Raw genomic sequence first — 26,318 nt, forward strand, 5'->3', positions numbered from 1 at the left:
AAGGAGTCGGGACGAAGCGAAGCAGCTCGGAGCGGTGGTGCTCCGAGCTGCTTCGTTTCGAGCTGGGCCCCGGCGAAGTGGGCGGCGCCGCCTCGCGCCGATCAGACGTCCGAGAGCGCCTTGCCGGACAGGGCCGTGCGCGCCACGTTGTCCATCAGCACCGCCGCGAGCGGGAGCGTCGCCTGCTCGAATCGGTCGCGGATCTTCTGCGCGTGCTCGACGCCGGGTCGCGCTGCGCCCTTCGCGGTGAGTGCGCGCGCGTCGGCCGCCGCCTCCTCGATCTCGAGGCGCGACTCGGGATCGAGGCGCTCGTTCACCGCGGTCATGTTCTTGTCCACGGCCGCGAGCATCGTGCCGAGCTCGATCAAGAGATCCGCGACGCGTCGGGCCTCGAAGTCCTCCTTCGCGTTGTCGAGCGAAGCCTTCAGCATCGCTTCGACCTGGTCGTCGTCGAGGCCGTTCATCGGGTGGATCTCGATCGACGCGGTGGCGCCCTTCGTCTCCTCCTTGGCGGTGACCTGGAGGATGCCGTCGGCGTCGATCGCGAAGCGCACGGCGATGCGACCCATGCCGGCGGGCATCGGCGGGATGCCCTTCAGCTCGAAGCGACCGAGGCTGCGGCAGTCCTCGGCCAGTTCGCGCTCGCCCTGGACGATGTTGAACGTCATCCCGGTCTGGTTGTCGGCGTAGGTCGTGAAGCCGGCCTTCGCGCTGCACGGGACGGGGGAGTTGCGGTGGATGATCTTCTCCACGGCGCCGCCCATGGTCTCGAGTCCGAGCGACAGCGGCGTCACGTCGAGCAGCAGCACGTCGCGCGTGCCGCCGGCGAGGACGTGACCCTGGACGGCCGCTCCGAGCGCGACCACTTCGTCCGGGTTGAGCTCGGTGTGCGGCACGCGGCCGAACGCGGCTTCGACCGCGGCGCGCACGGCCGGCGTGCGCGTCGAGCCGCCGACCAGGACCACTTCGTCGACGTCGGCGGGGGTGAGCTTCGCATCGGCCAGCGCCGAGGTGCACAGCGCGAGCGTGCGCTGGATCAGGTCGCCGATCAGCGCTTCGTACTCGTCGCGCGTCACGCGGCGGCGCAGCGTCACGCCGTGGTCGGCGATCGAAACGTGCAGTTCGGCACTCGGCGAGCGGCTGAGCTCCTGCTTGCAGCGCTCGGCCGCGAGTCGCAACGACTGGGTCAGCGCGGGATCCGTGAGGTCCTCGGCCGAGATCTTGGGTGCCAGTTCCTGCTTCGCGAGCTGGACGAGCACGCGGTCGAAGTCGTCGCCGCCCAGGTGCGTGTCGCCCGCCGTCGAGAGCACGCGGAACACGCCGTCCTCGATCGCGAGGATCGACACGTCGAAGGTGCCGCCGCCGAGGTCGTACACCACGACCGTGCCTTCCTTGCGCTGGTCGAGACCGTAGGCGAGGCTCGCCGCGGTCGGCTCGTTGATGATGCGCAGGGTCTCGAGGCCGGCGAGGCGCGCGGCGGTGCGCGTGGCCTGGCGCTGGGTGTCGTCGAAGTAGGCCGGCACCGTGATGACGGCGCGCTTCGGTGCTTCGCCCCCGAGCGCCTGGCAGGCGAGGCGTTGGACCTCGCCGAGGATCATCGCGGAGATCTGCTCGGGCGTGTAGGTCTCCTCGCGTACGTGGAACTGGATCACGCCGTTCGGGCCCGCGCTGGTGCGGAAGGGAACGTTCTCGAGGTCCTGCTGCACGTCGTCGAGCCCGCGACCCATGAAGCGCTTGACGCTGAACAGCGCGCGGTCGGGCTCCGCTGCCGCGCGGTCGCGCGCCTTGCCGCCCACCAAGGTCGATCCGTCGTCGGCGAAGAACACCGCGCTCGGTACGACGCCACCGTGGTCGCTGGGGCGCAGCACGACCGGCTTGCCGCCGACGAACAGGGCCGCCATGGAGTTGGTGGTTCCCAGGTCGATCCCGAGCACGGGCTCGGTGCGGTCCTGGATGACGTCGAGTTCGATGTAGGCCATTGGGGGATGGGGAGCGGGCGAGCCACTGGGGCTCGCTTGGCTAGCGGGTGAGCGTGCCGATCTCGCCGAGCGCGCGGTCGATGTAGCGCAGGGCGTTGAGGCGTCGGCGGACCGTGCGCAGGCGTTCGTCGCCCGCGGCCGGTAGGGGGGTGAGGTCGCGTTCGAGCCCGGCGAGTTCTGTGGTGCGCGCGGCGTCGAGGTCCGAAGTGAGCGTCGCGAGCGCGTTCGGATCGCCGGTGCCGCCGTCGCGCGCTTCCTCGAGCACCTCGTTCCACTCCATGACCTCCATCAGGAACGCCTGGGGCATCTGGCGCTCGTCGTCGCGGCTCGGACCTCCCTGGGCGGACACCAGCCAGTCCGCGCGACGGAGGTCGTCGGAGAGGATCTCGAACGCAGCGTTGAGCGACGACGTGGCCCGTTCGGCCGCCTCGCGCTCCGCCTCGCCCTGGGTCGCGAAGAAGTCCGGGTGGGTCGCGCGCTGCAGCTTCAGCAGCTTCTTGCGCAGGAGTTTCGCGTCCACTTCGAAGGCGCGTTCGATCCCGAAGGCGCGGAACGGGTCCTCTTCGTCGGTCCGAAGCAGCGCGCCGCACTCAAGGCACGCGACGGTGCTCTCGAGTGGGCGGCCGCATCGCTCGCAGGCAGCCTGCGAGCGTTCGGGCTCGGCCACGTCGATCTCCACTCGATCAGACGTGGAACGATTCGCCGCAGCCGCAGGACTTCGACGCGTTCGGGTTGCCGAACTTGAAGCCGCGGCCCATCAGGCTCTCCTCGAAGTCGAGCTCGGTGCCGTTCAGGTAGAGGAAGCTCTTCGGGTCGACGACGACGGTGACGCCGGCCGACTCGAAGACCTGGTCGGTCTCGACGCGCGTGTCGTCGAAGCCCAGCGTGTAGCTGAAGCCCGAGCAACCGCCGCCCTTCACGCCGACGCGCAGGACGGTCTGGTCGCCGAGGCTCTGCTCGTTGATGATGCGAGAGACCTCTTTGGCCGCTCTTTCGGTGACGGAAATCACTGTTGTGCTCCTTCGGTGTGTTTGGAAGCCTCTTCGGCGCGCTTGGCCTTGAAGTCGGAGACGGCCGCCTTGATGGCGTCCTCCGCCAGCACGCTGCAGTGGATCTTGACCGGCGGGAGCGCGAGCTCCGCGACGATCTGCGTGTTGTTGATCGCGAGCGCTTCGTCGATCGTCTTGCCCTTGATCCACTCGGTGGCGAGGGACGAGCTGGCGATCGCCGAGCCGCAGCCGAAGGTCTTGAACTTGGCGTCCACGATGGTGTCGCCCTCGACCTCGATCTGAAGCTTCATGACGTCGCCGCACTCGGGTGCGCCGACGACTCCGGTGCCCACCTTGTCGGACCCCTTGTCGAGGGAGCCCACGTTGCGGGGGTTGTTGTAGTGGTCGAGGACCTTGTCGCTGTAAGCCATAGTCGTCTAGAGAGTGCGTCTCTTGGTGTCGGACCGCCTCGGGGCGGCGTCGGTGTGCGGTTGGTGGCGTTGTTTCGTGCGTGTGCGGTTCGGTGCTGCCCGGCTCAGTGTCCGGTCCACTCGACCGAGTTCAGGTCGATGCCTTCCTTGACCATCTCGTAGAGCGGCGACATCTCGCGCAGGCGCTCGACGACCTCGACGATGCGGTCGGCCACGTAGTCGACCTCTTCCTCGGTGGTGAAGCGGCCGATGCCGAAGCGGATCGAGCTGTGCGCGAGGTCGTCGCCGACGTCCATGGCGCGCAGGACGTGGCTGGGCTCGAGGCTCGCCGACGTGCAGGCCGAGCCCGACGAGACGGCGATGCCGCTGAGGCCCATCAGGAGCGACTCGCCCTCCACGTAGGGGAACGAGAGGTTGAGACAGCCGGGCAGGCGGTGCTCGCGCGAGCCGTTGAAGTGGACCTGGTCCAGGCGGCTCGTGATCTTCTCCTCGAGGCGGTCGCGCAGTCCCGTCGCGCGCGCGATCTCGCTCTCGAGCTCGGCGGCGCACAGTTCGGCGGCCTTGCCCAGTCCGACGATGCCGGGGACGTTCAGCGTGCCCGAGCGCATGCCGCGTTCGTGCCCGCCGCCGTCCATCTGGGCGACCAGGCGCACGCGCGGCTTGCGGCGGCGGACGTAGAACGCTCCGACGCCCTTCGGTCCGTACATCTTGTGCCCGGAGAAGCACATGAGGTCGACGTGGTCGGCCTCGACGTCCACCGGGATCTTGCCGACGGCCTGGGTGCCGTCGGTGAAGAACAGCACGTCGCGCTCGTGACACAGGGCGCCGATGCCGCGGACGTCGTTCACCACGCCGATCTCGTTGTTGGCCCACATGATCGACACGAGGATCGTGTCGTCGCGCAGGGCCGACTCGACCATCTCGCGCGTGATGCGGCCGTCCTTGCCGGGCTTGAGGTAGGTGACTTCGCAGCCCTTGCGCTCGAGGTGCTTGGCGGTGTCGAGCACGGCCTTGTGCTCGTTGAGCGCCGTGACGATGTGCTTGCCCTTGTCGGCGTACATCTCGGCGACGCCCTTCATGGCGAGGTTGATCGCTTCGGTGGACCCGGACGTGAACACGATCTCCTTCGCGGACGCGCCGATGAGCGAGGCGCAGGCCTCACGAGCGCTGTCGACCGCTTCCTCGGCCTTCCAGCCGAACTCGTGATTGCGACTCGCGGCGTTGCCGTACAGCGAGGTGAAGTACGGAATCATCGCGTCGAGGACGCGCTGGTCGACCGGAGTGGTGGCCTGGTAGTCGAGGTAGATGGGCAGTTGCATGGTCGTTCGTCCGTTCGGTGGGCGACGTCGAGGCGGTCTCGATTCGCCGCACCAAGGTGGTATCGCGAGCGGAGGTCGCGGTGCGTGGTCTCGTGGGGGAGCGCTGCGTTCGGAGCGCGTCTTGGTCAGCTCGTGGAATGGGCTCCGAAGGTGTCGACGGAGGTGGTCGTTCGTTGGAAGGTGTCGCGTGCGGCGTGCGCCGTCAGAGGCGGGTGTCCGCGTGCGGATCGCCGTTCAGCGACCCACCGTTCAGCGAGCCACCGTTCAGAGATGCACCGTTCAGAGATGCACCGTGCAGCGCGTCGGACTGGAGCACGGCCAGGTCCACCAGGGCGCCGGGCGTCGCGAGGTCGCGCAGGGTCGTGCGCTGGAAGAGGGTCCAGATGCCCTGGCGCACGCGCGACATGGGCGTCTTGATCGGGCAGTTGCCCTCCACTTCACAGGGCGTCGACGGGCCGCCCGAGAACGACTCGCAGCCGGTCAGTCCCGGAGGGCCTTCCATCGCGACGATCACGTCGCCCAGCGGGACCTCTTCGGCGAGACGCACCAGCGCGTAGCCGCCGGACGCACCGCGCTGGGAGTGGAGGAGACCGGCGCGCTGCAGGTCCTTCATCACTTCGGCCAGTAGGCGGCGGGGGACCGGGTACTGGTCGCCGATCTCGCGCGCGCTCACGTATCGCGACGGTTCCGTACCCGTCGCGTCCTGGTCCACGAGGTGGACCAGCGCGATGAGCGCGTACTCGGTGCGTTTGTTGAGTTGCAGCACGATCGGGTGGAAGAAGAGGCGGGCGGGTGGAAGGGACGGGCGGGTGGAACGGGTGGTCGGAGCGAATCGGCGGGAGCAGGGACGGAGCTCGATCGTCGGTGGCGGAGGGCGACCGTGGGGCCCGCGGTCGGGCCTGGTTGCGCAGGGTCGACCCGCGACACGGGTGATGGCGAAGCCACCGGACCCGTGTCCCTGGCCCGAATATGTCCCATCGACCGCCAATCCGCATGGGTTTAGTGCTCTTTATTCTCGGGCGCCGTCAGGTCGCCCCGGACCCCGGTCCAGCGCGGTGAGGACCCCTCCCCTCGACCCGGCCACAGGGCGCTACCCGCCCCGCGCACGGCGTGGTCCCCGGTCCGCCGAGCTCCCGCGGTCGACCCGGGTCGGTCCAGCCGCGCGGACGCGGGCGCCCGACCTTCAAGCGCCGGGGCCGAACGGGTCGATGGGCCCTCCATGAGCGCAGCTTCCCGCACCGAGTCCGAAGGTCTGGTCCGCTGTTTCGGTTGTGGTTCCGAACCGGCGGAGAACACGATCCACCGCCTGGCGGACGGCTCGGCCTGCCCGTGCTGCGTCGCGCGGGTCGTCGAAGCCCAGCCCTCGCTCCTGCCGGATCCCGCTCCCGTCGCCGAGCGGGCGCGTGACGAGGGTGCGGCGTCCGAGTGGTCCACCCCGGAGCACGACGAGGCGTCCGGTGAAGCCTCCGACGTGCCGTCCATCGTGGGACGGTTGCCCGGAACCGAGCGCTTCCAGCTCTTGAGCGGTGGTGGGGGATCCGGCGGTTCGGATCACGGTCCTGTGCCGATCCTCGATCCCGGCCCGCCCGAACCGGCCTGATCCGTCAGCCGCCGACGCCAGGGGCGCGCTCGAAGCAGGCGACCACGTCCTCGGGCAGGGGCCGCACCGAGGGCGGATCTTCGCGCAGGTCCACGCAGGCCAGGTGGGTCGACCCGTCCGCCACGACGAGGCCGTCGCTGGCGCGCACCACGCGGTAGTCGATCCCGACCGAAGCGCCGCGCAACGCGCCGACCCAGGTGAGGACGTCGAGTTCCTCGTCGTAGAACGCGGCGTTGCGGTAGCGCAGGGACACCTCGCGCACGACGAGGCCGAACCCGCGGCGTTCGAGTTCGGCGTAGGAACAGCCACTGGCCGCCATCATTCGCGTGCGCGCGTCCTCCAGGTACAGCACGTAGCTGCCGTGGTGAGCGCGGCCCATCTGGTCCGTCTCGGCGTAGCGCACGCGCAGGCGGTGGGAGTAGGCGTCGGCGGGAGCAGCGGTGGAGGGGCGGGCGGCCATGGGGCAGAGGCTACCCGCTGTCCCGTGGCGCCGAGAGCCGCCGGTCCGGGCACTTCGCACCGCCGTGCATCCGAGTCGCGGACGACGAGCACCGGTCGGGCCGATCGGCTCGCCCGCGCGGGTGCGAGCTCGAACGCGCCCGAACCTCGCGGGCGGACGTGGCGTGCTCGCCGCGCAGGAGCGGTCCGGCATCGCGTGGGGGTGGGCGCGCTCCGGGCGGGACTCGTGGAATCGAAGCGCGCTCCGGTCGGACGCCAGCCCGAGCGAGCGCGCCACGAAGGCGGCCCTCGTCGTGGCTTCACCGCGGCGCGACTGATAGAACCCCGGGGCATGGAGAGCGCGCGCCCCACGTCGAACGTCCCGCCGTCGGTGGCAACGATCCTGACCTGGCTCCTTCCGGGGGCTGGCCACGCCGTCCTCGGGGCCTGGCCGATCGCGCTCCTCGGCTTCGCGCTGGTGGAGGGTCTCTACCTCCTCGGCTACCTCGTGTCCGACGGGGTCGTCTTCGAGTTCCTCGACCCCGAGCTGCGCGGCCGCTTCGCGCTCGTGCTCGCGCCCGAGTTCGGCAACCTCGGCGCGCTGCTCCTGCACCAGCTGGCCCAGCCGCTGACGATGCCCGCCGGTCCCGTGCCGATCGCGCCCCCGCTGCCGCCCGCGAGCGTCCACCTGGGCGCCGTCCTGACGGCCACGAGCGGCGTGCTCAACATGGTGCTGATGTGCCACGCACACCTCACGGCCCTGGTGCGTCGGCACGCTCGCCCCGAGCAGGGTGCGACCGATCAGAAGGCTGCCGCCGATACGCAGCGCGCGGTCGACCGCACGGCCGTTCAGGTCGCCGCGGGCTGGATGGTGCCCGGTGCCGGTCACTGGCTGCAGGGTCGCAAGCGCCGCGCCCTGTTGGTCGCGGTCGCGCTCCTGGGTGTGTTCGCGATCGGGACGTTCCTGTCGCAGGGCACGAACCTCAGTCGCGAGCACCACTTCTACTACTGGTCCGGTCAGGCGCTGATCGGATTGCCCGCGTTCGTCGCCGAGGCTCTGCGCGGCCATCCGCCACTCATGAGCGTGCCGCCGATGATCGACGCGGGCCTGTTCTTCGCGACGCTCGCCGGTCTGCTCAACGGACTGGTGCTGATCGACGTCTACGCCTGGGGGGAGTCCGGGGCCCTGGGACGCGACCCGGTCGCGGACCGACGGGCGATGGCCGCCCACCGCCGCGAGTCCAAGTCGGCGGCGAAGAGGGGATCGAGCGGATCGCGGTCCGGCGCGAAGGCGCCGGCCTCGAAGCACCTCGTCGCGCCGCACCCCGCGGGCGCTGCGAGCGACGTGACCGCCGACGACGCCGAGGGAACCCGATGAGCCTGCTCCTGCACGCGGGCCTCCTGGCCGTGGCCGTCCTCGCGATCAGTCTCGTCAACGCCTTCATCGTCGAGGCGGACGACGGCGCCGCGCTGGCTTCACTGCCGAAGCGCTTCGTGCGCTTCTACGGGGTCATGCTCGCGCTGCTGGCGTTCGCCTACTTCGGTCCCTTCTTCTAGTAGCAGCGGTCCTTCCGACGAGCGAGCGCCCGGTCGCTCGCGGACTCAGGCCAGCCGGCGGTAGAGCCCGCCGGGGCCCCGGGACACGCGGCCGTCCAGTTCGAGCTCGGCCAGCTCCGCGAGGACTCCCATCAAGGGGCGCGCGAGTCGACGCGAGAGGTCGTCGGCACACAGGGCCCCCGTCGCCAGCTCCTCGAGCAACGGGGTGGTGGGGAGCGGAGGTGCGCCGCGCGCCTCGGCGGCCAGTCCCAGCACGTCCAGCACGTCGGACGGACCGATCGCCACGCGCGCCCCTTTCGCGATCAGCTCGAGGCAGCCGATCGACAGCGGCCGGTCCACGCGGCCCGGGATCGCCAGGACCTCGCGTCCCTGGTCGACGGCCCACCGCGCGGTGATGAGCGAGCCACTGCGGGCGGCCGCCTCGACCACGACCACCGCGGTGCACAGACCCGCGATGAGTCGGTTGCGCAGCGGGAAGTGGTGCCGGCGCGGCGGAGTGCCCGGAGCGAGTTCGGAGACGAGGAGCCCCGAGCGCGCCATCCGTTCGGCGAGCGGCCCCTCGGGCCAGGGCCTGTCCACCCCCGAGCCCACGACCGCGAGCGTCGCACCTCCGCGCTCGAGCGCTGCTTCGTGGGCCGCCGCGTCGATGCCGCGCGCCAGGCCGCTGACCACGCACACACCCGCCGCCGCGAGCGCGCCCCCGAAGCGCCGCGCCTGGGTCAGGCCGTACTCGGTGGGCGCGCGCGAGCCGACGATCGCGACCCGCGGTCGCACGGCCAGCAGTTCGATCCGACCACGGAGCCACAGAGCCTCCGGCGGTACTTCGATGTGGTCGAGTTCGCGCGGCCACGAGGGCCCGCCGGCTCCGAGGTGCACGAGCGGACCCGCGTGCGCGTGCTGAGGTTCGTGGCCCATGCACCATGGACTGCACGAGCGCGGTCGCGGTGGCGGATCGCGCCTTCGAAATGCGAGCGGGGCGAGGAACCGCCGTCGGTTCCTCGCCCCGCGCTCGATCGAGACCAGCTCGTCGGATCAGCCGCGCCCGCCGCCCTCGCCGCCGCGCTCGCCGCCCTCGCGCTTGCGCCTCTCGTTCCAGAACTCGAGCCACTTGTTCTCGAGCGAACGCTCCATCGGCGGCATCTCCTTCGGATCGATCTCGAGCTTGCGCTTGTTCTCGTTCCACCAGGTCTGCCAGTCGCGGCGGCTCGTGCCCTCGTTCGCGCCGGTGAGAGCGTGCAGGGCGAGTTGGACGGCGTCCATGTGCGGAACGTTCTCCTTCTGCTCCTTGCCGTTGCCGCCGGGGCCGCCCTCGTTGCTCCGCATCTTGTTCATGATGCCGATGACCTCCTCGACGGCGTCCTCGTGGCGGATCTTGCCCATCGCGACGATGCGCGCTTCGAGGACCTTCTTCGGCGAGCTGAAGATGTTGTCCTCGAGGTACTTCAGCGAGCTCTTGTCGCCGTGGCGCCCGATGGCCTTGAAGAGCGCGAGGGCGAAGTCGTCGTCCTTCGTCATCGTCTTCTTCTTGCTCCAGCCGTGGAGCGTGTCGAGCGCCTGGTCGACGTCGAGGTAGCCGAGGGCCGTGACGGCTGCGATCCGCACTTCCTTGGCGTCGTCCTTGACCGCGGTGGCGACGATCTTGACCACGTCCTTGTGCGGCACGGAACGGGCCGCTTCGAGCGCTTGCACCTTCTCGTCGAACGACCCCTCGTCGAGCGCGGCCTTCAGCTTGGCGACCGCGGCCTCGACCTCTTCGTCGGTCGGTTCCGCGTCCTTCTCCTCCTCCTCGTCGTCCTTCTTCTCGTCGTCCTTCTCCTCGTCCTGTGCCGTGACGGCGGACGAAGCCTCGGCCAGCGCGGGGCCGGCGACGAAGGGGAAGATGGTTGCGAGAGCGAGCGATGCGTGAGCGAGTCGGAGCATGGCTTGTGGGGTCCGGTTCCTGGGGATTCGGGAGCGTGGCGCGTGTCGCGCGCCGCGCTCCAGTGTGGGGTGCGGCGCCCGGGTACGGAAGGGGGGGCGTCCCTCGGTGCGCGAACGGAGGCGGCAGGAACGTGAACAGTCGCCCGGGACGCCCCGACCCGGGCCGGGTCTTCGATCTCAGGACCGAGCGGGCGGCGCGCCCCCGTCACCGCCCTCGTCGTCGTCGCCGTCCTCGCGCTCCTTCTCGGCGCCGTCCGTCGCCTTCTCCTCCTCGTCCCAGAAGCGTCGCCACGTCCTCCCGAGCTTGCCATCGAGCTCGGCGGGTCCGTCCGGGTCGACCTCGATGTCGTGCTTGTTGTCGTTCCACCACGACTGCCAGTTCTTGCGGTTGGTGCCCTCGTCCGCACCGGTCAGGACGTGGAGGGCCAGGCGAATCTCGTCCATGTGCTGGCCGACGTTGCCCTTCTTGCCCTTGCCGCTCTTGTTCATGATCGCGATCAGGGCTTCGACCGACTTCTCGTGCCGGATCTTGCCCAACGCCAGGATGCGCGCCTCGGCCACGGTCCGCGACGAGCCACTCAGATCGTCCTCGAGAACCTTGATCGAGTCGGTGTCGCCGTGGCGTCCGATGGCCTTGAAGATGGCGACCGCCTGATCCTCCTCCTCGACGAGCGCCTTCTTCTTGGCGAAGCCGTGCAGGCTCTTCAGTGCGGCACCGACGCGGATGTGACCGAGCGCGTCGATCGCGGCGATGCGAACTTCTTTCGAGTCGTCCTTCACGGCGGTCGCCACGGCCTTGGCCATGTCCTCGTGCTGCATCGCTCGTGCCTTCACGAGTGCGGCGACCTTCTCGTCGAATGCCCCTTCTTCGAGGACGGCTTCGAGCTCCGCGACGGCGGCTTCGACTTCTTCGTCGGTGGGCCCGGCTTCGTCCTCCCCGTCGTCGTCCGGCACCGTGATGGCGGTCGTCGTGGATGCGACCGACGGCCCGGCGGCGGCGAGCGGGAACAGGAGGGCGACAGCGATCGAGACGTGGGCGATTCGGAGCATGGCGGTGTTCGCGCTGGTTCGGTGCGGGCCGTTCGGTCCGCACGGAGATGATCGGTCGTCGCAGCGGTTCGCGGTAGATCCTCTCCGTCTGCTGGCGCGAGCGGTGTCCTGGACGGCGTCGAGGTCCGCCGCACGGCCTTCCCGAGCTGCACGAGGGGGCGCCGCGACCTCGGCGTGGAATGCGAAGGACCCTCCCCGGGCCGAGGCTCGGGGAGGGTCCTTCCTGTCGGCCGGGTCCGGCCGCGCGTCAGGAGTCTTCGGCGCTGGCCTTGGCCTCGACGGTCTCCGGCGGCGACTCCGGCTCGGCCTCCTGTGTGAAGGTCAGGCTCTCGGCTTCCGCGATCGGACCGAGGCAGGACACGGTGATGGGGCGCCCCTCGGCGTACTCACCACGGAGCAGGCTCTCGGCCATCGGGTCCTCGACGTAGCGTTCGATCGCGCGCCGCATCGGGCGGGCGCCGTAGTCCTCGTGGAAGCCCTTCTCGATCAGGAACTCGAGCGCCTTCTCGTCGACCTCGAGGTCGAGCCCCTGGATCTGGACGCGATCGAGCACCTCCTTCAGCTGCAGGTGGACGATGTTCTTGATGTCGTCCTTGCGCAGCGGGTTGAACATCACGACCTCGTCCAGACGGTTGAGGAACTCGGGGCGGAAGTGGCGCTCCACCTCGAACATGATGTCGGTCTTCAGCTTCTTGACGCGTTCCTCGCCGCTGATGTCGGGCGCGGTCGAGCCGAAGCCCAGCGTCGCGCCTGCCTTCACCAGGTGCGAGCCGATGTTGCTCGTCAGGATCAGGATGACGTTGCGGAAGTCGATGTGGCGTCCGAACGAGTCGGTCAGACGGCCCTCCTCCATGATCTGGAGGAGCATGTTGAAGACGTCCGGGTGGGCCTTCTCGATCTCGTCGAGCAGCACGACGGAGTAGGGGCGACGGCGCACCTTCTCGGTCAGTTGGCCGCCCTCCTCGTAGCCGACGTACCCGGGGGGCGCGCCGACGAGGCGGGAAGCGTTGTGCTTCTCCATGTACTCGCTCATGTCCATGGTGATGACGGCGTCCTCGTTGCCGAACATGAACTTCGCGAGCTGCTTGCACAGGTACGTCTTGCCGACGCCGCTCGGGCCCAGGAAGAGGAACGAGCCCATCGGACGGCGCGGGTCCTTCAGACCGGAGCGCGAGCGCCGGACCGAGCGCGCGATCGCCTTGATCGCGTCGTCCTGGTTGATGACGGCCCCGCTCAGCTCGCTCTCCATCTGCAGCAGGCGCTCGGCCTCGCCCTTCTCGAGGCGGGTGAGCGGGATCGACGTCATCTTCGAGACCGTCTCCGCGATGACTTCGGCGTCGACGACGCCCATCGTCTCGTTCTGTTCCTGCTCGGCGCGCCAGTCGTTGGTGATCTCCTCGCGCTTCTTGCGGAGCTGGTAGGCCTGGTCGCGCAGCTTGGCGGCCTTCTCGAACTCCTGGTTCGCGACGGCCTTCTCCTTCGCGCGATCGAGCTCGTCGACCTGCGCGTTGATGTCGTGCAGGTCCGGCGGGGCGACCGTGTTGCGCAGGCGCACGCGGGCACCGGCCTCGTCCATCACGTCGATGGCCTTGTCCGGCAGGAAGCGGTTGTTGATGTAGCGCGTCGCCAGTTCGACGGCCGTTCCGAGCGCCTCGTCCGTGTAGTTGACGCGGTGGTGCGCCTCGTAGCGGTCGCGCAGACCCTTGAGGATCTCGACGGCCTCCTCGGGGCTCGGCGGCTCGACGTTGACGGCCTGGAAGCGGCGCTCGAGCGCGCCGTCCTTCTCGATGTGCTTGCGGTACTCGTCCAGCGTCGTGGCGCCGATGCACTGGATCTCGCCGCGCGAGAGCGCGGGCTTCAGCACGTTGGAGGCGTCGATCGCGCCCTCGGCGCCACCGGCTCCGACCAGCGTGTGCAGCTCGTCGATGAAGAGGATCACGTCCTTGACGCGACGGACCTCGGTCATGACCGCCTTGATGCGCTCTTCGAACTGACCGCGGTACTTGGTGCCCGCCACCATCAGCGCCAGGTCGAGCACGACGATGCGCTTGTTGCGGAGCAGGTCCGGGATGGTGTTCTCGATGATCTGCTGGGCGAGGCCTTCGACGATCGCCGTCTTGCCCACGCCCGGCTCGCCGAGGAGCACGGGGTTGTTCTTCGTGCGACGCGAGAGGATCTGGATGACCCGCTCGATCTCGTTCGCGCGCCCGATGACGGCGTCGAGCTTGCCTTCGCGAGCGAGCTCGGTCAGGTCACGTCCGAAGGCGTCGAGTGCGGGCGTCTTGCTCTTGCCGCCGCCCGTTGCGCCGCCGCCGCTGACGGGGGTCTCCGAGCTGGAGTCCTCTTCGTCCTCTTCGGTGGCGTCGGCTCCGAGGAACTCGAGCACTTCTTCGCGGACGTCCTCCAGCTTGACGCCGAGGTTGGTGAGGACCTTCGCCGCGATGCCCTCGTTCTCCTTTATCAGGCCGAGCAGCAGGTGCTCGGTCCCGATGTAGTTGTGGCCGAGGTTGCTGGCCTCCTCCATGGAGAGTTCGAGGACCTTCTTGGCGCGCGGCGTGAAGGGCAGTTGGCCCATCGTCACCATCGAAGGGCCGGTCTTCACGAGCTTCTCGACCTCGGACCGGATCTTCGAGAGGTCGATGCTCATCTGCCGCAGCACGTTCGCTGCGACACCGCTGCCTTCCTGGACGAGGCCGAGCAGGATGTGCTCGGTCCCGAGGTATTCGTGGTTGAACCGCTGCGCCTCTTGGCGGGCGAGGTTCATCACTTTCTTGGCACGATCGGTGAATCTGTCGAACATGGTGGCTGGCAGGTGCTGGAGCTCTCCGAAGGAGGCTCGCCGGCGCGGCGTGGGAGCGCTTCGGGGGCGCTCCCGGCGGGACTGGGGCCTGGGTCATCGACCGGAGGGTCGGCCCGTGTTGAGCGCCCTCGGTTTCTGGCTCCCGCGATCGGCCCCGAAGCCGCAGGAGTCGTGGTGGGTGCCGCCCGTCGAGTCGACCGGACCTCGTGTCCGGGGACGGGGTGTCCTCGGCGCGGTGTCCGGGTCGTCGTCGATCCGTACCCGTGGCCTTCCGTACGCGAGTGGGCATCCCCCTGCGACCTCGCGCGTGAACGGCCGCCGGAGGATAGGCGGTCGGAGGTCGCAATTCACGCCGCGCACCCCGTGCTCGACGTCCGCGGCGCGAGCGATCGTTCGAGTGGAGCGGAACGCGCTCGTGAACGACCTCACGAACGGCCGTCCTCGAACACCGGTCTCAGCGTTCGTCGGGCGCCTGGATCTCGCGCAACTGGTCGCGCAGCGCGGCGGCCGACTCGTAGTCCTCGGCCTCGACGGCCTCACCCAGGCGTCGCTTCAGCTCGTCCAGTTGGCGCGTGCGATCGCGCGCGCTCACGTCCTGACCCGGAAGCCTGCCCGAGTGGGAAGTTGCGTTGTGGATGCGCTCCAGAAGCGGTCCGATCTGCGGGCTGAAGACTTCGTAGCACCGCGCGCACCCCAGGCGCCCCTTGGCGCGGAACTCGGTCAGCGACATGCCGCACTCGGGGCACGTGATCGCCGCCTGGGTGTACTGCTTCTGAGCCGTGGCCTGGATGACCTTCCAGATCTCGGCCATGTGCTTGGGGTTCGTCAGGCTCTTCTTCGTCGGCGCGACGAACGGGAGCTCGAGCTGTCCGGCGCAGGCACTGCACAGGTGCTGGTGCTCCACGTGGTGCTCGAGGTGGTTGGCGCTCGCCACGTCCGGGTCCTCGCGGACCTCGGTGACGTGGATCGTCGCCGGTCGTTCCTGACAGATCTGGCACTGCATGGGGTCGCGGGATCCGGTCGACGAGTCGCGGGCGCTCACGCCGGATCGGTGGGCGAGGATAGCGCTCCGCCACGCTCTTCGGACCGGGCGCGCGCTCGTTCCAGGGCGGCGCGGAAGGCCAGGGCGCGTTCGCGGAAGTTCGCGTGGGTGTCGAAGCTCGCGCAGGCGGGGGAGAAGAGCAGCGCGTCGCCGGGTCGGAGTGCGGCCGCGGCCGCGTCCACGGCCGCCTCGAGGGTCGGACAGGCGGTCGTCGCGACCCCGCCGGTCGCCAGGAGCTCTGCGAACGCGACGGCTGCATCACCGAAGGTGAACGCGGCCCGGACGGTCCCGCGCGCCGCGTCGGCCAGGACCTGGGTGGGCAGGTTCTTGGCCCGACCGCCGGCGATCAGGACCACGGGCGCGTCCAGGCTGCGCAGGGCGGCCGCCGTGGAGTCGGGCGTGGTGGAGACGCCGTTGTCCCAGACGCTGGCTCCCCCGAGGTCGGCCAGCCGTTCCAGGCGGTGGGCCGGCGCCGTGAGCGGAGCGACGCCCAGGGCCGCGACCGCCGCGCGCCCCACGCCGAGTGCGTCGCACAGGGCCAGGGCCGCGCGCAGGTTGGCGGCTTGGAACGCGGGCAGTCCGAGGGCCGCGGGGCCCGGCACCGTGGAGGACTCGCCCGCGCAGGAGACGACGAGTTCGTCGGGCGTCGCGTTCGGGTCGAAGCGCACGGTCCGGTGGGCGCGCGCCACCGCGTCACCGGCGGGCAGGTCCCAGTCCGCGCACGGGCCCGGGCCGGCAGGGAGGACCGCGACTCCGTGCGTCGGATCGAGCAGCTCGAGGATGCGTCGCTTGGCCGCCGCGTAGGACGCGAGGGTCCCGTGCCGCTCGAGGTGGTCCGCTTCGACGTTCGTGACGGCCACGGCCTCGAAGGGTCGCGCGAGCGCCACCGGACGACCGAGCCCCTCGAGCTGGTAGCTGGAGAGCTCGAGGACGACCACGCCGGCGGGGCGCAGCTCCGCCAGGGCGCCGAGCAGCGATCCACCGAGGTTCCCGCCGGCGCGCGCGTCCAGTCCCGTGCGCCGCAGCAGTTCGGCGGTGAACGCGGTCGTGCTGCTCTTGCCCTGGGTGCCGGTGACGCCGACCAGGCGACAGGGAGCGGCCGCCGTGAACAACTCGATCTCGCTCGCGAGGCGCGTTCCGGCCGCGCGCGCACGGTTCAGCAGCGGGGCGCTCGGGGGAACGGCCGGATTGACCACGACGAGGTCGGCCTCCTCGAAGTCGCGCTCGCGGTGTTCGCCGAGGATCAGCTCCACGTCGAGACCGTCGAGCTCGCGCAGCGCCTCCGGAAGTTCGGCCGCCGAACGCAGGTCGGTCCCGACGACCCGGGCACCGCACGCGAGCAGGTACCGAACGGCGCCGACCCCTCCGCCGAAGCGCCCCAGGCCCATGACCACGGCGCGTCGGCCGGCCAGCGCGGACGGTTCGAGGCCCGACGACGGACCCGTATCCACGCGCGCGTCGTCCCGGCTCACCGTTCGCGCCTCTCGTTCACCGCTGGCCGCTCGCGCCGCCGGACGAGGACGGCGCATCGTCCGCCGCCGGTTCGGTCGGCTGCGGGAGCGCGGGAACCACCTCGATCGGCGGCATCTCGCGCGGCCCGTTCGGACCGGCGCGCCGCAGGACCTCGGCGCGGTCGAACACCGAGCGTTGGGTCGGCACGTCCGTCGGTCGATCGCTCGGCTCGAGGACGGTGTGGACGCGCTTGCGGTCCTTCCAACCGACCGGGATCAGGATCTCCGAGATCAGGTCGATCGGGAAGCGTCCGTACCAGGGAGCCTTCACCTCGACCAGGAAGCTGCGCGTGCGGTGCTCCTCGAGGTAGTAGGTGACGCGTCGCGTGCCGTAGTGGAGGAACGGCACTTCGACCGGCGTGGTGCCGACCATCTCGTCGTCGAGGCGCACCTGCGCTCCCGGTGGATCGGAGGTGAAGATCAGGGTGCGCTCGGCGGCGCAGCCGGTCGCCGCCAGCGCGAGCCCGCCGACGAGTGCTGCACGCAGCATCCCCGACCGATGGGGCTTCGACCCACCATGCGCACGGCGACGAGCTCGAACGTCGTCGGTGCGGTCGACGGTCGCACGCGGTCCCGAGCGGGCTTCGCGCCCGTCGGACCGGATCGGGACCAGTCCCGTTCGGATCTCGACCTGTCCCATGGCGCGCGATGCTACTCGTGCTGCCGCCGCGTGGGTGGGGCTGGCGGAGAGGGAGGGATTTGAACCCTCGGAGACGGGAAACCGCCTCACCGCATTAGCAATGCGGCGCATTCGGCCACTCTGCCACCTCTCCGCACGGGTCCGTTCGCACGGGCCGAGACGGCCGAGCGGCGAACGAGGACGCGGGAAGGTACCCGCGCGCGCGAGGCGAGGCAAGCGGACTGAACGCGTTCGCGCGGAGCTTCGCAGGGTGTTCGGGACGGCGCCCGTTCGGTCCGCCGTCCACGCGGTGGTGGGGTGGCGGAGGCGGAGGGATTCGAACCCCCGGTACCTTGCGGTACAGCGGTTTTCAAAACCGCCGCGATCGGCCACTCTGCCACGCCTCCGTCGGGCGCAGACTAGCAGCGCTCGTCGTGAACCGATGCGCCATCGCGGCGTTGGTGGCGGCTCACGGCTGGATCCCGTCGAGAGGATTCGGTCGCTCCCGCCCCAGACCCCGCGTCCCCAGACTTCGACGATGACCGCCTCTCTGCCCCCGTGGCTCCTTCTCGCCGCCCCCGTCCTGTGCGGAACGGCCTGGTCCCAGGACACCGAGCCCGCGTCCAGCTCCGAGACCGTCGTGACCGCGTCGCGCGCCGAGAGGCCGAGCGACGAAGCGCCCCAGACCGTCTCGGTGATCGACGCCGAGGAGATCGCGCAGCGCTCCTACCGCACCCTGCCCCAGTCCCTGCGCCACACCCCCGGAGTGCTGGTCCAGGAGACCTCCCACGGCCAGGGGTCGCCGTACATCCGCGGCTTCACGGGGTACCGCACGCTGCTGCTCGTCGACGGTGTGCGCATCAACAACTCGACGTTCCGCGAGGGACCCAACCAGTACTGGTCCACCGTCGACGCCTTCTCGGTCGAGCGCTTCGAGCTCCTGCGCGGTCCGAGTTCGGCGCTCTACGGGTCGGACGCGATCGGCGGAACGCTCCAAGTGTTCTCGCGCGATCCGTTCGCCACCGACGGGCGCCCCGCCGCGCGCATCGGCTACCGCCTGAGCTCGGCCGAGAACTCGCACGTCGGTCGTTTCGAGGCCAGTGCCGTCGAGGGCCCGCTCGGCGTGGTGCTCGGCGTCACCGCCAAGCAGTTCGGCGACGTGCACGGCGGTTCCGACATCGGCGACCAACCGAACACCGGCTACGACGAGTGGGACGCGGACGCCAAGCTCGAGTACTGGCTGCGCAGCGACCAGCGCCTGGTCGTCGGCTTCCAGCACGTGACGCAGAACGACGTTCCGCGCACGCACAGCACGATCTACGCCAAGTCCTTCGAAGGCTCGAGCGTGGGGTCCGACCTGCGGAGGGACCTGGATCAGGAGCGCCAGCTCGTGCGCCTGCAGCTCGACGGCGAGTCGATCGGTACCTGGGTCGACGCCTACTCGTTCGGGCTCTCGCTGCAGCGCCAGTCCGAGGTCCAGGACCGGATCCGCAGCAGCACCGCGCGCACGGTGAACGGCTTCGACGTGACCACGCTCGGCGGCTTCGCGCGCTTCGAGAAGCAGTCGTCGATCGGCCTGCTGAGCTACGGCATCGACGTGTACCACGACAGCGTCGACTCGTTCAGCGACGCGAACCCGATCCAGGGCCCCGTGGCGGACGACGCCTCCTACGACCTGATCGGCGCCTACGTGCAGGACGAGTTCGCGGCGACCGAGCGGCTCGACGTGACGGTCGGCGCGCGCTTCGAACACGCCGCGGCCGACGCCGACCGCGTCGACGATCCGGCGAACCCGGGAACGGCGATCGCGATCGACGACCAGTGGTCCTCGCTCGTGGGCAGTGCGCGCTTCCTGTACCGCGTGAACGATGCCGAGGAGGCCGGCACGGACGTCGCGCTGTACGGCGGCGTGTCCCAGGGCTACCGCGCGCCGAACCTCTCGGACCTGTCGCGCTTCGACAGCGCGCGCTCGAACGAGTTCGAGATTCCGGCCCCCGACCTCGACGCCGAACGCTTCACCACCTTCGAACTCGGGACGCGCGTCTCGAACGAGTCCACCCGCGGCGAACTCGCGGTCTTCTACACGGACATCAGCGACCAGATCGAGCGCTTCCCGACCGGCAACACCAACGGCTCCGGCGAGTTCGAGATCACCAAGGACAACATCGGCGACGGTTGGATCTACGGCGTCGAGCTGACGGCGTCGCACGAACTCGGCGGCGGCTTCGGTCTGTTCGGCAACGCCACGTTCCAGGAGGGGCGCGTGACGACCTACCCGACCTCGGCCCAGGTGCTGACCGAGGAGTACGTCAGTCGCCTGATGCCGCTGACCGCCCAGGTCGGTCTGCGTTGGGAGGACGAGGAGACGGGCACGTGGTCCGAGCTGCTCGCGATCGGTGCCGCGGACGCGGACAAGCTCTCCACGCGCGACAAGGGCGACACCCAGCGCATCCCGCCCGGTGGGACGCCCGGATTCGTCGTCGTCCACGCTCGGGCCGGCATGCGCCTGGGCGAGGCGACCGACTTGATGCTGGCGGTCGAGAACCTCACCGACGAGGATTACCGCTTCCATGGCTCCGGCTCGAACCAACCCGGACTCGGTGTCCTCCTCGGAATCACCGTCACCCTCTGACACCGGCGCGGCGGTCGGGGCGACATCCCCGGCCGCCGCCCGGGTGCTGCGGGCGAAGGCGCGCGCGGGGAGCGGGCTCTCCACGGGGACGTTGGTCGTCTCCGTGCTCGTGCACGTCGCGCTCCTCGGGACCCTGATCGGCTTGACCACGCACCGGGACACCGCGCGCCAGTCCGGCGTCGTGGCGACCATCGAACTCCCCGCGCGGAACAGCGACGCCGCCGGGGGGCTCGACCGCGAACTCGAACGACTCGAGCCACTGCTCGAGGACGAGCTGGACGACCAGTTCGACGACCCGTCGATGCCGCCGATCCCCGATCCGGCGCCGGACCCGCAGCCAGAGCTCGATCCGTTCGCGGTCGAGGACGACGAGCCAGCCTTCGCCGACCCGCGGCCGAACGACCGCTTCGCGCCTCTTCCCAGCGGCTCCCTCGGCGGGCCGCCCGCCCCCGACCCACGGGACGAACCGGTCGTCGACAGCGCCGCCGACTCGGCGCTGGACCCGGTCGACTCCCTGGACGACGTGCCCCTGCGCGCGGACGAGGACGAACGCGCCGAGCCGCAGCTGCTGCGCGCCGATCCCCCGGACTACCCGCGACTCGCCCGCCGCCGCGGCTGGGAGGGAAGCGTGTTCGTCGACCTGCGCGTCGGTGCGGACGGGAGCGTCCTTGACGCCACGGTCGCCACGTCGAGCGGTCACTCGGTGCTGGACGAGGCCGCCCTCGCGGCCGTCCGCGCATGGCGTTTCGTCCCGGGCGCCGCGGACCGCACGGTCCGACACAAGGTCACGTTCGAGCTGCGTTGAGCTCGCGGGCCGCGCCGGACGGGCGCTCCCACCTCAACCGGTGGTCGACGCGTCGCGCATGACCTCTTCGGCCACGCGGATCGGACAGCGCGCGCGCAGCGCCAGAGCGATCGCGTCCGAGGGGCGCGCGTCGACCTCGACCAGCTCGCCCGGCGTCGGGGACAGCACCAGGCGGGCGAAGAACGTGCTGCGCTCCAGGGCCACGATCCGAACCTCGGTCAGACGGGCCCCGAGCGCGGTGACGGCCTCGAACAGGAGCTGGTGCGTCAATGGGCGCTGGACCTCGACCTCGGCCAGGACCCGCTGGATCTCCGCCGCCTCGCTCGTGCCGATGAGGATCGCGAAGCCCCGTTTGCCGGAGCGTTCCTTGAGGTAGAGGTTCTGCTGGTCCGACTCGTCCTGCAGCACGACGCGGGCCAGCAGCACGTCGATCCATTTGGTCGGGTCGTCCATCGCGCCCCTTTGTAGACCCGAGGGGCGGCGCGCGTCCACCGCCATCACTGGCGTAGGATCCACCTGGTGAACGACGACCCCGCTGCACCCGCCGATCCCGTGCTCGTCCGCGTCCTTCGAGGCGGGTTCCTCGAGTCCGTCCACCGCGGTGCGTTCGCGGTGGCCGACGCCGACGGTCGACTCGTCCACGCCCTCGGGGACACGGAGACTCCGGTCTTCGCCCGCAGCGCGATCAAGGCGCTCCAAGCGCTCCCCCTCGTCGAGAGTGGCGCGGCCGATCGCTTCGGGTTCGAGCCGCCGGACCTGGCGCTCTCGATCTCTTCGCACAACGCCGAGCCCCAGCACACCGAGCGGGCGGCCGCGATCCTCGAGCGCCTCGGGCTGGGGCCCCAGCACCTGCGTTGCGGAGCCCAGACGCCCGGCGATCCCGCCGCGCGCCGCGCCCTGGCCGCGTCCGGCGCGAAGCCCGGAGCGATCCACAACAACTGCTCGGGCAAGCACGCCGGTTTCCTCGCGCTCGGTGCGCATCTCGGGGCCGAGCCGGAGCACTACCTCGACCACGGCGGCGCGGTGCAGTCACTGGTGCGCGACGCGTTGGCCGCGATGTGCGGGCTCGATCCCGACGCCATCGAGCACGCGATCGACGGCTGCAGCGCGCCGACCTACCGCTTGTCCCTGTCCGCGATGGCGACGGCGTTCGCGCGGCTGGCGGATCCGTCGAGTCTCGTTCCCGAACGCGCGCGCGCCGCGGGTCGCCTGCTCGACGCGGCGGCCGCCCATCCGGCCCTCGTCGCCGGCGAGCACAAGCGACTCGACACCGCGTTGCTGCGCGCGACCGGCGGCCGCCTGTTCTGCAAGGTCGGCGCCGAGGCGGTCTACGTCGTGGCCGAGCGCGACAGCGGACACGCGCTGGCGATCAAGGTGGACGACGGCGGCTACCGCGGACTGTTCCCGCTCGTCGTCGGACTGTGCCGCGAACTGGGGTGGCTCGACGATCGCGCCGTCGATGCGTTGAGCGACTACGCGCCGGGTGCACTGCGCAACTGGGCGGGACTCGAAGTCGGTTCCGTCGAGGTCGCTGCTCTCGGATCGCCCGAACTTCGAAGGGACGTGGAAGCATGAGCGACTCCGATCGACCGCGCCCGCTGCCGAGCCTCGCCGTCGCGTCCCACAAGGGCGACGCCGGGCGCGTGACGCTTCTCGCCGGGAGCGCCGGCGACGGCGGACGCGCGATGCCCGGATCGGCGGTGCTCGCGACGCGCGCGGCACTGCGCGGCGGTGCGGGACTGGTCAGCACGATCACGCTCGACGACCGGGTCTGGGCCGCGATCGCCGCCGCCGCGCCGGAAGCGCTGCCGGTCGACGTGGAGGGCGGAGCGGGCACGGTCGAGCGTGTGGCCTACGAACTCGAACGGCGCGCGGACGATCGCGCGCGCGCGGTCGGGCCGGGCCTCGGCCGCGGCCAGGTCGTGCGCCCGCTCGTCGAAGCCTTCTTGCACGGCGGCGACGGACCGTTGGTGGTCGACGCCGACGGGCTCAACGCCTTCGCGGGCCGCCCGCAGGACCTGCGTCGCGGACGCGGCGCGCTCGTGATCACGCCGCACCCCGGCGAGGCCGCGCGACTGTTGGACGCGCGCGTCGGCGACTCCGAGGACGCTCGCATCGATGCCGCCCGCCGGCTGGCCGACAGCACGTGCTCGGTCTGCGTGCTCAAGGGCCATCGCACCGTGGTCGTCGACGGCGACGGCGTCTGGATCAACTCGACGGGGAACCCCGGCCTGGCGAGCGGTGGGACGGGCGACGTGCTGACGGGACTGTTGACGGCCTTCCTCGCCCAGGTGGGTGAGGCGTTCAGCGTCGGCGACGCGGTCCGCGCGGCGGTCTGGGTCCACGGACGTGCCGCCGACCTCGCCGTCGAAAGCACCGGAGTTCGGGCCCTGCTGGCGTCCGACGTCGTCGATCGACTCGGCGCGGCGGAGCGGGAGCTGGACGCCGGACGTGGAGCCTGACGTGCGCGCACACGGGCTCGGACCGATGGTCGTTCGCGGTCCGTCCGCCTCGCTGCGGCGCGCTCGTGCGCGTTCCGCCGCGGCGTTCGTCGTCACGTCCCTGCTCGCCCTCGCGCCGGCGGCCGTCGCGCAGGATCCGAGCACCGCGTCGCGCGACGATTCGATCGCACGCGAGTGGCGCGTGCGCGCGATCGCCCTCGATCCCGAGGGGGCGCGCGCGGACTGGCTCCGCGCGGCGGCCTCCGAACGCTGGACGGACCGCTTCGAAGCGTTGGACGGACTCCAGCGCTCGGCCGCCAGTGGTGTGCTCCAGGGCGCGCCGCGCGACGTCCGCGACGATGTGCGCGAACTGGCGCGGCGTGCCGTCACGGACGACCACCCGAATCTGGTCGGCCTCGGCGCGGCCTTGCTCGTCGCGCAGGGTGGTGCGGACGACGCGAGCCCGGCCGACGTCGAACGCCTGGTGACCAGCGTGTTGGCCGAGACGCGCGCACGGGCCGCCGAGTTGGTCGCGGCCCGCCGTCTCGACCCGGCGGCGCGCACGGCTTGGTTGCGAACCCTGAGCACCGATGCGGACCTCGAGGTACGGGAAGCGGCGCGGCGCGGGCTCGTGAACGTCCTTCTGGAGCAGGGCGACGGCGAAGAGGCCGTCGCCGGGACCGTGGACGTCCTGCTCGAGTCCGTCGCCGCGGTCCACGCGCGTCTGGGCGAGGACGCGGCGGTGCGGATACTCGCGCCGCTGGAGGGCGTTCCAGCGGACACGGCCAAGGTGCTGAACGACCTCGCGAGCGCGTTCGCCGGCCCGCGCGCTCCGTTCGAACGGCAGCGCGTCGCCGCGCTCGCGCGCGTGGCCGCCGCGGCCGCCGGAGCTCCGCTGCGACCCGACGAACTCGTCGACCTGTGGTGCGCGTCCCCGGTCTGGTCGCCCGCGCGCGACGCGCTGTTCACCGCCGCGGCGGCGCGGCTCGGCGACGTGGCCGTCCACGAGTTGATGGCGGGCGCCGAACTGGCGCTCGAAGTCTTCGCGCGCGACGAGCCGCACGCGGATCGCCTGGACGAGCGCACGGCGCAGCGCCGCGACGACCTGCGCGCACTCCTGGCCAGCGAACCGGAAGCCGACCACTATCCGTTCGCCAGCGTTCTGCTGCGCGCGGCGCTCGCAGCCGGTGGCCCCGGACCGTTCATCGACGAGTTGATCGGTGCCGGAGACGCGCTCCTGGCCCAGACCCTGCGCGTTCTCGGTCCGGCGCTCGTCGCCGCGTGGACTCCCGAACGGGTGCAGCGCATGGCCGAGCACGCGCGCCGTGCGGATCTCGTGCGCGAACTGGAGGAGGTCTGGGTGCTCGCCGCGCGCGACGGCGACGACGTGGCGGCCGACGAACTGGCGCGTCGGCTCGGGTCCGAGTCCGATCCGGAGCGCCGACGCGAGCTCTTCCGGGCGCTCGGGCGCCTGCCCGACCCGTCCGGCGTCGCACCCGAGCTCGGACGCATCTTCAACGCGCTCGACCAGGACACCGCGCTCGAGGTCGTCGCCTTCCTGCCGCGCGCCGCCCTCGATGCGGCGACGCGCGATCGACTCGTGGACCTCGGGCGTCGCCGTCCGGATCGCCGCGGTTCGATCGCGCGCGTCCTGCGCGCCGCGCCGAGCGACGAGGAGACGCTGTTCCAGGTCGAGCGGTGGGTCGTCGAAGTCCTGGCCGAGCTCGAGGACGCCTCCGGGCTCGACGCGCGCCGTGCGTTCGATCGCGCGTCGGAACTGATTCCGGCCCTCGGTGCGATCGGTGGGGCGGACGCGACGCCGACCCTGGTCACGGCGCTCGAGTGGAGCGTCGGTCGCGACCCGCGCATCGGGCGCATCGCCGCGCGCGCGCTCGGTGCGGATCCGCTGGGACGGGCTGCGTTGCGCGAACGCCTGTCGTCGCCGCTCGACCGCGAGGTACGCACCGAAGTGGCGCTGGCGCTCGTCGGGCCGGACGTTCCGCGGGCCGAGTTCGAGGGCGATGTGCAGCGGCTCGTGGAGCTGCTCGTGGCCGACGGGACGGACGGGCGCATCGACGACGGAACGCGCCGTGTCGTCGCGCTCGCCCGCGTCGACACGGCCGCGGCGATCGAGGCCCTGCTCGCGTTCGCCGCCGATCCCGAGGCGCCGATCAGCCTGGGGACGAGCGCGATCGACGCCCTGGCGAGTTCGAGCGTCGACCCCGGCCGCGTCGCGGAACTCGCGCGCGACATGCGCGACTTCGACCGCCGACGCTCCGCACTGCGCGCACTCGAGACGCTCGGGGCCGGCGATCTCCTGCGCGTCTTCACCGACGACTGGAACGAACTCGAGGGAGCGGCGCGCTCCGGACTGGTCGAGGTCTGGGGCGACGGGTCGTGGCCGCGGCGCGTCCTCGGGCTCGACCTCGAACTTCCCGGTCAGCCGGAGGAACTCGCGGTCGTGACGGGCGAGTTGGCGGCCGCGACCGCGCGTCTCGGCGTCGCCGCCGAGGGGTGGGAGGCACACGTCCTGGACCGCGCGCTCGCGGAAGCCGCGGACAACCTGCGCGCGCGTTTCGCCGGCGACGGCCTCTCCGATCCGGCCTTCCGCTACTGGTCCGAACTCGAGCTGTTCGACGTCGCGGCGCGCACTGGCCTGGCCGAGGCGCTCCTCGACGGGAGCGGTCCCTGGGAGCGGCTCGACGCGCGGCTGTTGGTCGAACTGTCCCAGCGGGCCCTGCGTGCCGGCGAGATCGAGCCCGCGCTGCGCCTGGGTCGAGCGGCACTGGTCGCGGCGCTCGGCGAGGGCCCAGGGTCCCAGGGCGTCGCGATCCGTGCGACCGAACTGGCGGCCGACGCGTCCTGGCGGGCCGAGCGGTACGCGTCCGCCGCGGCGCTCTACTCCGCTCTCGTGGACCCCTTCGTCGAGCGGCCGATCGGACGCGGTCAGGGCCAACCGACGCCGCTGTCGGGCGGGAGCGATCGCGTCCGTGCGGAGCTCGCGCGGCGCGTGGCCTGGAGCCGTGCCCTCGAGGCGGCGGGGCGAGGCGATGGCGACCTCGCACGCGTCCAGCTCGAGCGCGCGGAGCGGCTCGCGCGAGCGGACCCCCGTGCCGTCGAGCGCCACGCCGAGGTGGTGGGGGCCGTCCGCGCGCGACTCTCCGGCGACGGCGGTCGGTGAGTGC

At 71.1% G+C, this 26,318-nt stretch carries 23 protein-coding genes and 2 tRNA genes; 8 read left to right on the forward strand and 17 right to left on the reverse strand.

Annotated features, from left to right (window positions below):
- Window positions 1-101 precede the first annotated feature (101 nt).
- The 6 genes from hscA to Pla163_RS03700 all read right to left on the reverse strand — a co-directional run bounded on the left by hscA (window position 102) and on the right by Pla163_RS03700 (window position 5,484).
- Complete coding sequence (gene hscA / locus Pla163_RS03675; RefSeq protein WP_145183738.1) at window positions 102-1,979, reverse strand: Fe-S protein assembly chaperone HscA; 1,878 nt, start codon at window positions 1,977-1,979, stop codon at window positions 102-104.
- A 40-nt stretch (window positions 1,980-2,019) separates the two neighbouring features.
- Window positions 2,020-2,658 carry a Fe-S protein assembly co-chaperone HscB gene (gene hscB, locus Pla163_RS03680; RefSeq protein ID WP_145183741.1) on the reverse strand — a complete coding sequence of 213 codons (639 nt, stop codon included), beginning with the start codon at window positions 2,656-2,658 and terminating at the stop codon, window positions 2,020-2,022.
- A 4-nt stretch (window positions 2,659-2,662) separates the two neighbouring features.
- On the reverse strand, window positions 2,663-2,989 hold the full coding sequence (locus Pla163_RS03685; protein WP_145183744.1) for a HesB/IscA family protein: 327 nt from the start codon (window positions 2,987-2,989) through the stop codon (window positions 2,663-2,665).
- Window positions 2,986-3,399: a Fe-S cluster assembly scaffold IscU gene (iscU, locus tag Pla163_RS03690; protein ID WP_145183748.1), complete on the reverse strand. Its 414-nt coding sequence runs from the start codon at window positions 3,397-3,399 to the stop codon at window positions 2,986-2,988. Before iscU ends, Pla163_RS03685 begins: the two co-directional genes overlap by 4 nt.
- A gap of 104 nt (window positions 3,400-3,503) precedes the next feature.
- Window positions 3,504-4,718: an IscS subfamily cysteine desulfurase gene (locus Pla163_RS03695; RefSeq protein WP_145183751.1), complete on the reverse strand. Its 1,215-nt coding sequence runs from the start codon at window positions 4,716-4,718 to the stop codon at window positions 3,504-3,506.
- 202 nt (window positions 4,719-4,920) lie between these two features.
- Window positions 4,921-5,484: an RrF2 family transcriptional regulator gene (locus tag Pla163_RS03700; protein ID WP_419186286.1), complete on the reverse strand. Its 564-nt coding sequence runs from the start codon at window positions 5,482-5,484 to the stop codon at window positions 4,921-4,923.
- Between the two features lie 453 nt (window positions 5,485-5,937).
- On the opposite strand from Pla163_RS03700, the gene Pla163_RS03705 reads away from it, so the two are divergent.
- A complete protein-coding gene (locus tag Pla163_RS03705) occupies window positions 5,938-6,318 on the forward strand; it encodes a hypothetical protein (protein ID WP_145183757.1) in 381 nt (126 codons plus the stop codon).
- A gap of 4 nt (window positions 6,319-6,322) precedes the next feature.
- Here Pla163_RS03705 and Pla163_RS18670 read toward each other — a convergent pair whose 3' ends face one another.
- Entirely contained in the window at window positions 6,323-6,778 is a 456-nt protein-coding gene (locus Pla163_RS18670; RefSeq protein WP_419186287.1) for an acyl-CoA thioesterase, read from the reverse strand.
- 330 nt (window positions 6,779-7,108) lie between these two features.
- On the opposite strand from Pla163_RS18670, the gene Pla163_RS18675 reads away from it, so the two are divergent.
- Window positions 7,109-8,134: a DUF6677 family protein gene (locus Pla163_RS18675; RefSeq protein ID WP_419186288.1), complete on the forward strand. Its 1,026-nt coding sequence runs from the start codon at window positions 7,109-7,111 to the stop codon at window positions 8,132-8,134.
- On the forward strand, window positions 8,131-8,313 hold the full coding sequence (locus Pla163_RS03720; RefSeq protein ID WP_145183766.1) for a hypothetical protein: 183 nt from the start codon (window positions 8,131-8,133) through the stop codon (window positions 8,311-8,313). The genes Pla163_RS18675 and Pla163_RS03720 overlap by 4 nt, the downstream gene beginning before the upstream one ends.
- A 45-nt stretch (window positions 8,314-8,358) precedes the next feature.
- Here Pla163_RS03720 and dprA read toward each other — a convergent pair whose 3' ends face one another.
- The 9 genes from dprA to Pla163_RS03765 form a co-directional block, all read right to left on the reverse strand.
- Complete coding sequence (gene dprA, locus Pla163_RS03725) at window positions 8,359-9,228, reverse strand: DNA-processing protein DprA (protein WP_145183769.1); 870 nt, start codon at window positions 9,226-9,228, stop codon at window positions 8,359-8,361.
- Window positions 9,229-9,345: 117 nt separating this feature from the next.
- Entirely contained in the window at window positions 9,346-10,233 is an 888-nt protein-coding gene (locus Pla163_RS03730) for a HEAT repeat domain-containing protein (protein WP_145183772.1), read from the reverse strand.
- 177 nt (window positions 10,234-10,410) lie between these two features.
- Window positions 10,411-11,283 carry a HEAT repeat domain-containing protein gene (locus Pla163_RS03735; protein ID WP_145183775.1) on the reverse strand — a complete coding sequence of 291 codons (873 nt, stop codon included), beginning with the start codon at window positions 11,281-11,283 and terminating at the stop codon, window positions 10,411-10,413.
- Window positions 11,284-11,530: 247 nt separating this feature from the next.
- Window positions 11,531-14,083 (reverse strand): ATP-dependent Clp protease ATP-binding subunit, encoded by a 2,553-nt coding sequence (locus tag Pla163_RS03740; RefSeq protein WP_145183778.1) that lies wholly within the window; start codon window positions 14,081-14,083, stop codon window positions 11,531-11,533.
- 454 nt (window positions 14,084-14,537) lie between these two features.
- Window positions 14,538-15,125 carry a UvrB/UvrC motif-containing protein gene (locus tag Pla163_RS03745; protein WP_145183781.1) on the reverse strand — a complete coding sequence of 196 codons (588 nt, stop codon included), beginning with the start codon at window positions 15,123-15,125 and terminating at the stop codon, window positions 14,538-14,540.
- On the reverse strand, window positions 15,122-16,597 hold the full coding sequence (gene murD, locus Pla163_RS03750; protein WP_419186289.1) for a UDP-N-acetylmuramoyl-L-alanine--D-glutamate ligase: 1,476 nt from the start codon (window positions 16,595-16,597) through the stop codon (window positions 15,122-15,124). Before murD ends, Pla163_RS03745 begins: the two co-directional genes overlap by 4 nt.
- Before the next feature lie 16 nt (window positions 16,598-16,613).
- The gene (locus tag Pla163_RS03755; RefSeq protein ID WP_419186290.1) at window positions 16,614-17,126 is read right to left on the reverse strand and encodes a PEGA domain-containing protein; all 513 of its coding nucleotides are present in this window, start codon (window positions 17,124-17,126) and stop codon (window positions 16,614-16,616) included.
- Between the two features lie 191 nt (window positions 17,127-17,317).
- Window positions 17,318-17,409 (reverse strand) — tRNA-Ser (locus tag Pla163_RS03760).
- Between the two features lie 165 nt (window positions 17,410-17,574).
- Window positions 17,575-17,662 (reverse strand) — tRNA-Ser (locus Pla163_RS03765).
- Between the two features lie 131 nt (window positions 17,663-17,793).
- Between Pla163_RS03765 and Pla163_RS03770 the strand changes: the two genes are divergently transcribed.
- Both Pla163_RS03770 and Pla163_RS03775 read left to right on the forward strand, forming a co-directional pair.
- Window positions 17,794-19,887 carry a TonB-dependent receptor gene (locus tag Pla163_RS03770; protein ID WP_419186291.1) on the forward strand — a complete coding sequence of 698 codons (2,094 nt, stop codon included), beginning with the start codon at window positions 17,794-17,796 and terminating at the stop codon, window positions 19,885-19,887.
- A gap of 43 nt (window positions 19,888-19,930) precedes the next feature.
- Window positions 19,931-20,692, forward strand: coding sequence for an energy transducer TonB (locus Pla163_RS03775; protein ID WP_419186292.1), 762 nt, complete (start codon window positions 19,931-19,933; stop codon window positions 20,690-20,692).
- A gap of 33 nt (window positions 20,693-20,725) precedes the next feature.
- Here Pla163_RS03775 and Pla163_RS03780 read toward each other — a convergent pair whose 3' ends face one another.
- Window positions 20,726-21,145 (reverse strand): bifunctional nuclease family protein, encoded by a 420-nt coding sequence (locus Pla163_RS03780; RefSeq protein ID WP_419186293.1) that lies wholly within the window; start codon window positions 21,143-21,145, stop codon window positions 20,726-20,728.
- A gap of 66 nt (window positions 21,146-21,211) precedes the next feature.
- Between Pla163_RS03780 and Pla163_RS03785 the strand changes: the two genes are divergently transcribed.
- The 3 genes from Pla163_RS03785 to Pla163_RS03795 are packed head-to-tail and all read left to right on the forward strand — an operon-like array spanning window position 21,212 to window position 26,314.
- Complete coding sequence (locus Pla163_RS03785) at window positions 21,212-22,267, forward strand: asparaginase (RefSeq protein WP_419186294.1); 1,056 nt, start codon at window positions 21,212-21,214, stop codon at window positions 22,265-22,267.
- Entirely contained in the window at window positions 22,264-23,154 is an 891-nt protein-coding gene (locus tag Pla163_RS03790) for an NAD(P)H-hydrate dehydratase (RefSeq protein WP_145183802.1), read from the forward strand. The genes Pla163_RS03785 and Pla163_RS03790 overlap by 4 nt, the downstream gene beginning before the upstream one ends.
- Before the next feature lies 1 nt (window position 23,155).
- Window positions 23,156-26,314, forward strand: a complete 3,159-nt coding sequence (locus Pla163_RS03795; RefSeq protein WP_419186295.1) for a hypothetical protein — start codon at window positions 23,156-23,158, stop codon at window positions 26,312-26,314.
- The last annotated feature ends 4 nt before the right edge of the window (window positions 26,315-26,318 follow it).

Origin of the sequence: Rohdeia mirabilis (assembly GCA_007750655.1) — a bacterium.
In the GTDB taxonomy this organism is placed as follows: domain Bacteria; phylum Planctomycetota; class UBA1135; order UBA1135.

What these genes read in the sequence shown, in the direction of transcription:
- iscU (WP_145183748.1), bottom strand. Translation starts at nt 3,399, where the DNA reads ATGGCTTACAGCGACAAGGTCCTCGACCACTACAACAACCCCCGCAAC.
- Pla163_RS18675 (WP_419186288.1), top strand. Translation starts at nt 7,109, where the DNA reads ATGGAGAGCGCGCGCCCCACGTCGAACGTCCCGCCGTCGGTGGCAACG.
- Pla163_RS03755 (WP_419186290.1), bottom strand. Translation starts at nt 17,126, where the DNA reads ATGCTGCGTGCAGCACTCGTCGGCGGGCTCGCGCTGGCGGCGACCGGC.
- Pla163_RS18670 (WP_419186287.1), bottom strand. Translation starts at nt 6,778, where the DNA reads ATGGCCGCCCGCCCCTCCACCGCTGCTCCCGCCGACGCCTACTCCCAC.
- Pla163_RS03705 (WP_145183757.1), top strand. Translation starts at nt 5,938, where the DNA reads ATGAGCGCAGCTTCCCGCACCGAGTCCGAAGGTCTGGTCCGCTGTTTC.
- Pla163_RS03740 (WP_145183778.1), bottom strand. Translation starts at nt 14,083, where the DNA reads ATGTTCGACAGATTCACCGATCGTGCCAAGAAAGTGATGAACCTCGCC.
- Pla163_RS03770 (WP_419186291.1), top strand. Translation starts at nt 17,794, where the DNA reads ATGACCGCCTCTCTGCCCCCGTGGCTCCTTCTCGCCGCCCCCGTCCTG.
- Pla163_RS03790 (WP_145183802.1), top strand. Translation starts at nt 22,264, where the DNA reads ATGAGCGACTCCGATCGACCGCGCCCGCTGCCGAGCCTCGCCGTCGCG.
- dprA (WP_145183769.1), bottom strand. Translation starts at nt 9,228, where the DNA reads ATGGGCCACGAACCTCAGCACGCGCACGCGGGTCCGCTCGTGCACCTC.
- Pla163_RS03780 (WP_419186293.1), bottom strand. Translation starts at nt 21,145, where the DNA reads ATGGACGACCCGACCAAATGGATCGACGTGCTGCTGGCCCGCGTCGTG.
- hscA (WP_145183738.1), bottom strand. Translation starts at nt 1,979, where the DNA reads ATGGCCTACATCGAACTCGACGTCATCCAGGACCGCACCGAGCCCGTG.
- Pla163_RS03695 (WP_145183751.1), bottom strand. Translation starts at nt 4,718, where the DNA reads ATGCAACTGCCCATCTACCTCGACTACCAGGCCACCACTCCGGTCGAC.
- Pla163_RS03730 (WP_145183772.1), bottom strand. Translation starts at nt 10,233, where the DNA reads ATGCTCCGACTCGCTCACGCATCGCTCGCTCTCGCAACCATCTTCCCC.
- Pla163_RS03735 (WP_145183775.1), bottom strand. Translation starts at nt 11,283, where the DNA reads ATGCTCCGAATCGCCCACGTCTCGATCGCTGTCGCCCTCCTGTTCCCG.
- Pla163_RS03720 (WP_145183766.1), top strand. Translation starts at nt 8,131, where the DNA reads ATGAGCCTGCTCCTGCACGCGGGCCTCCTGGCCGTGGCCGTCCTCGCG.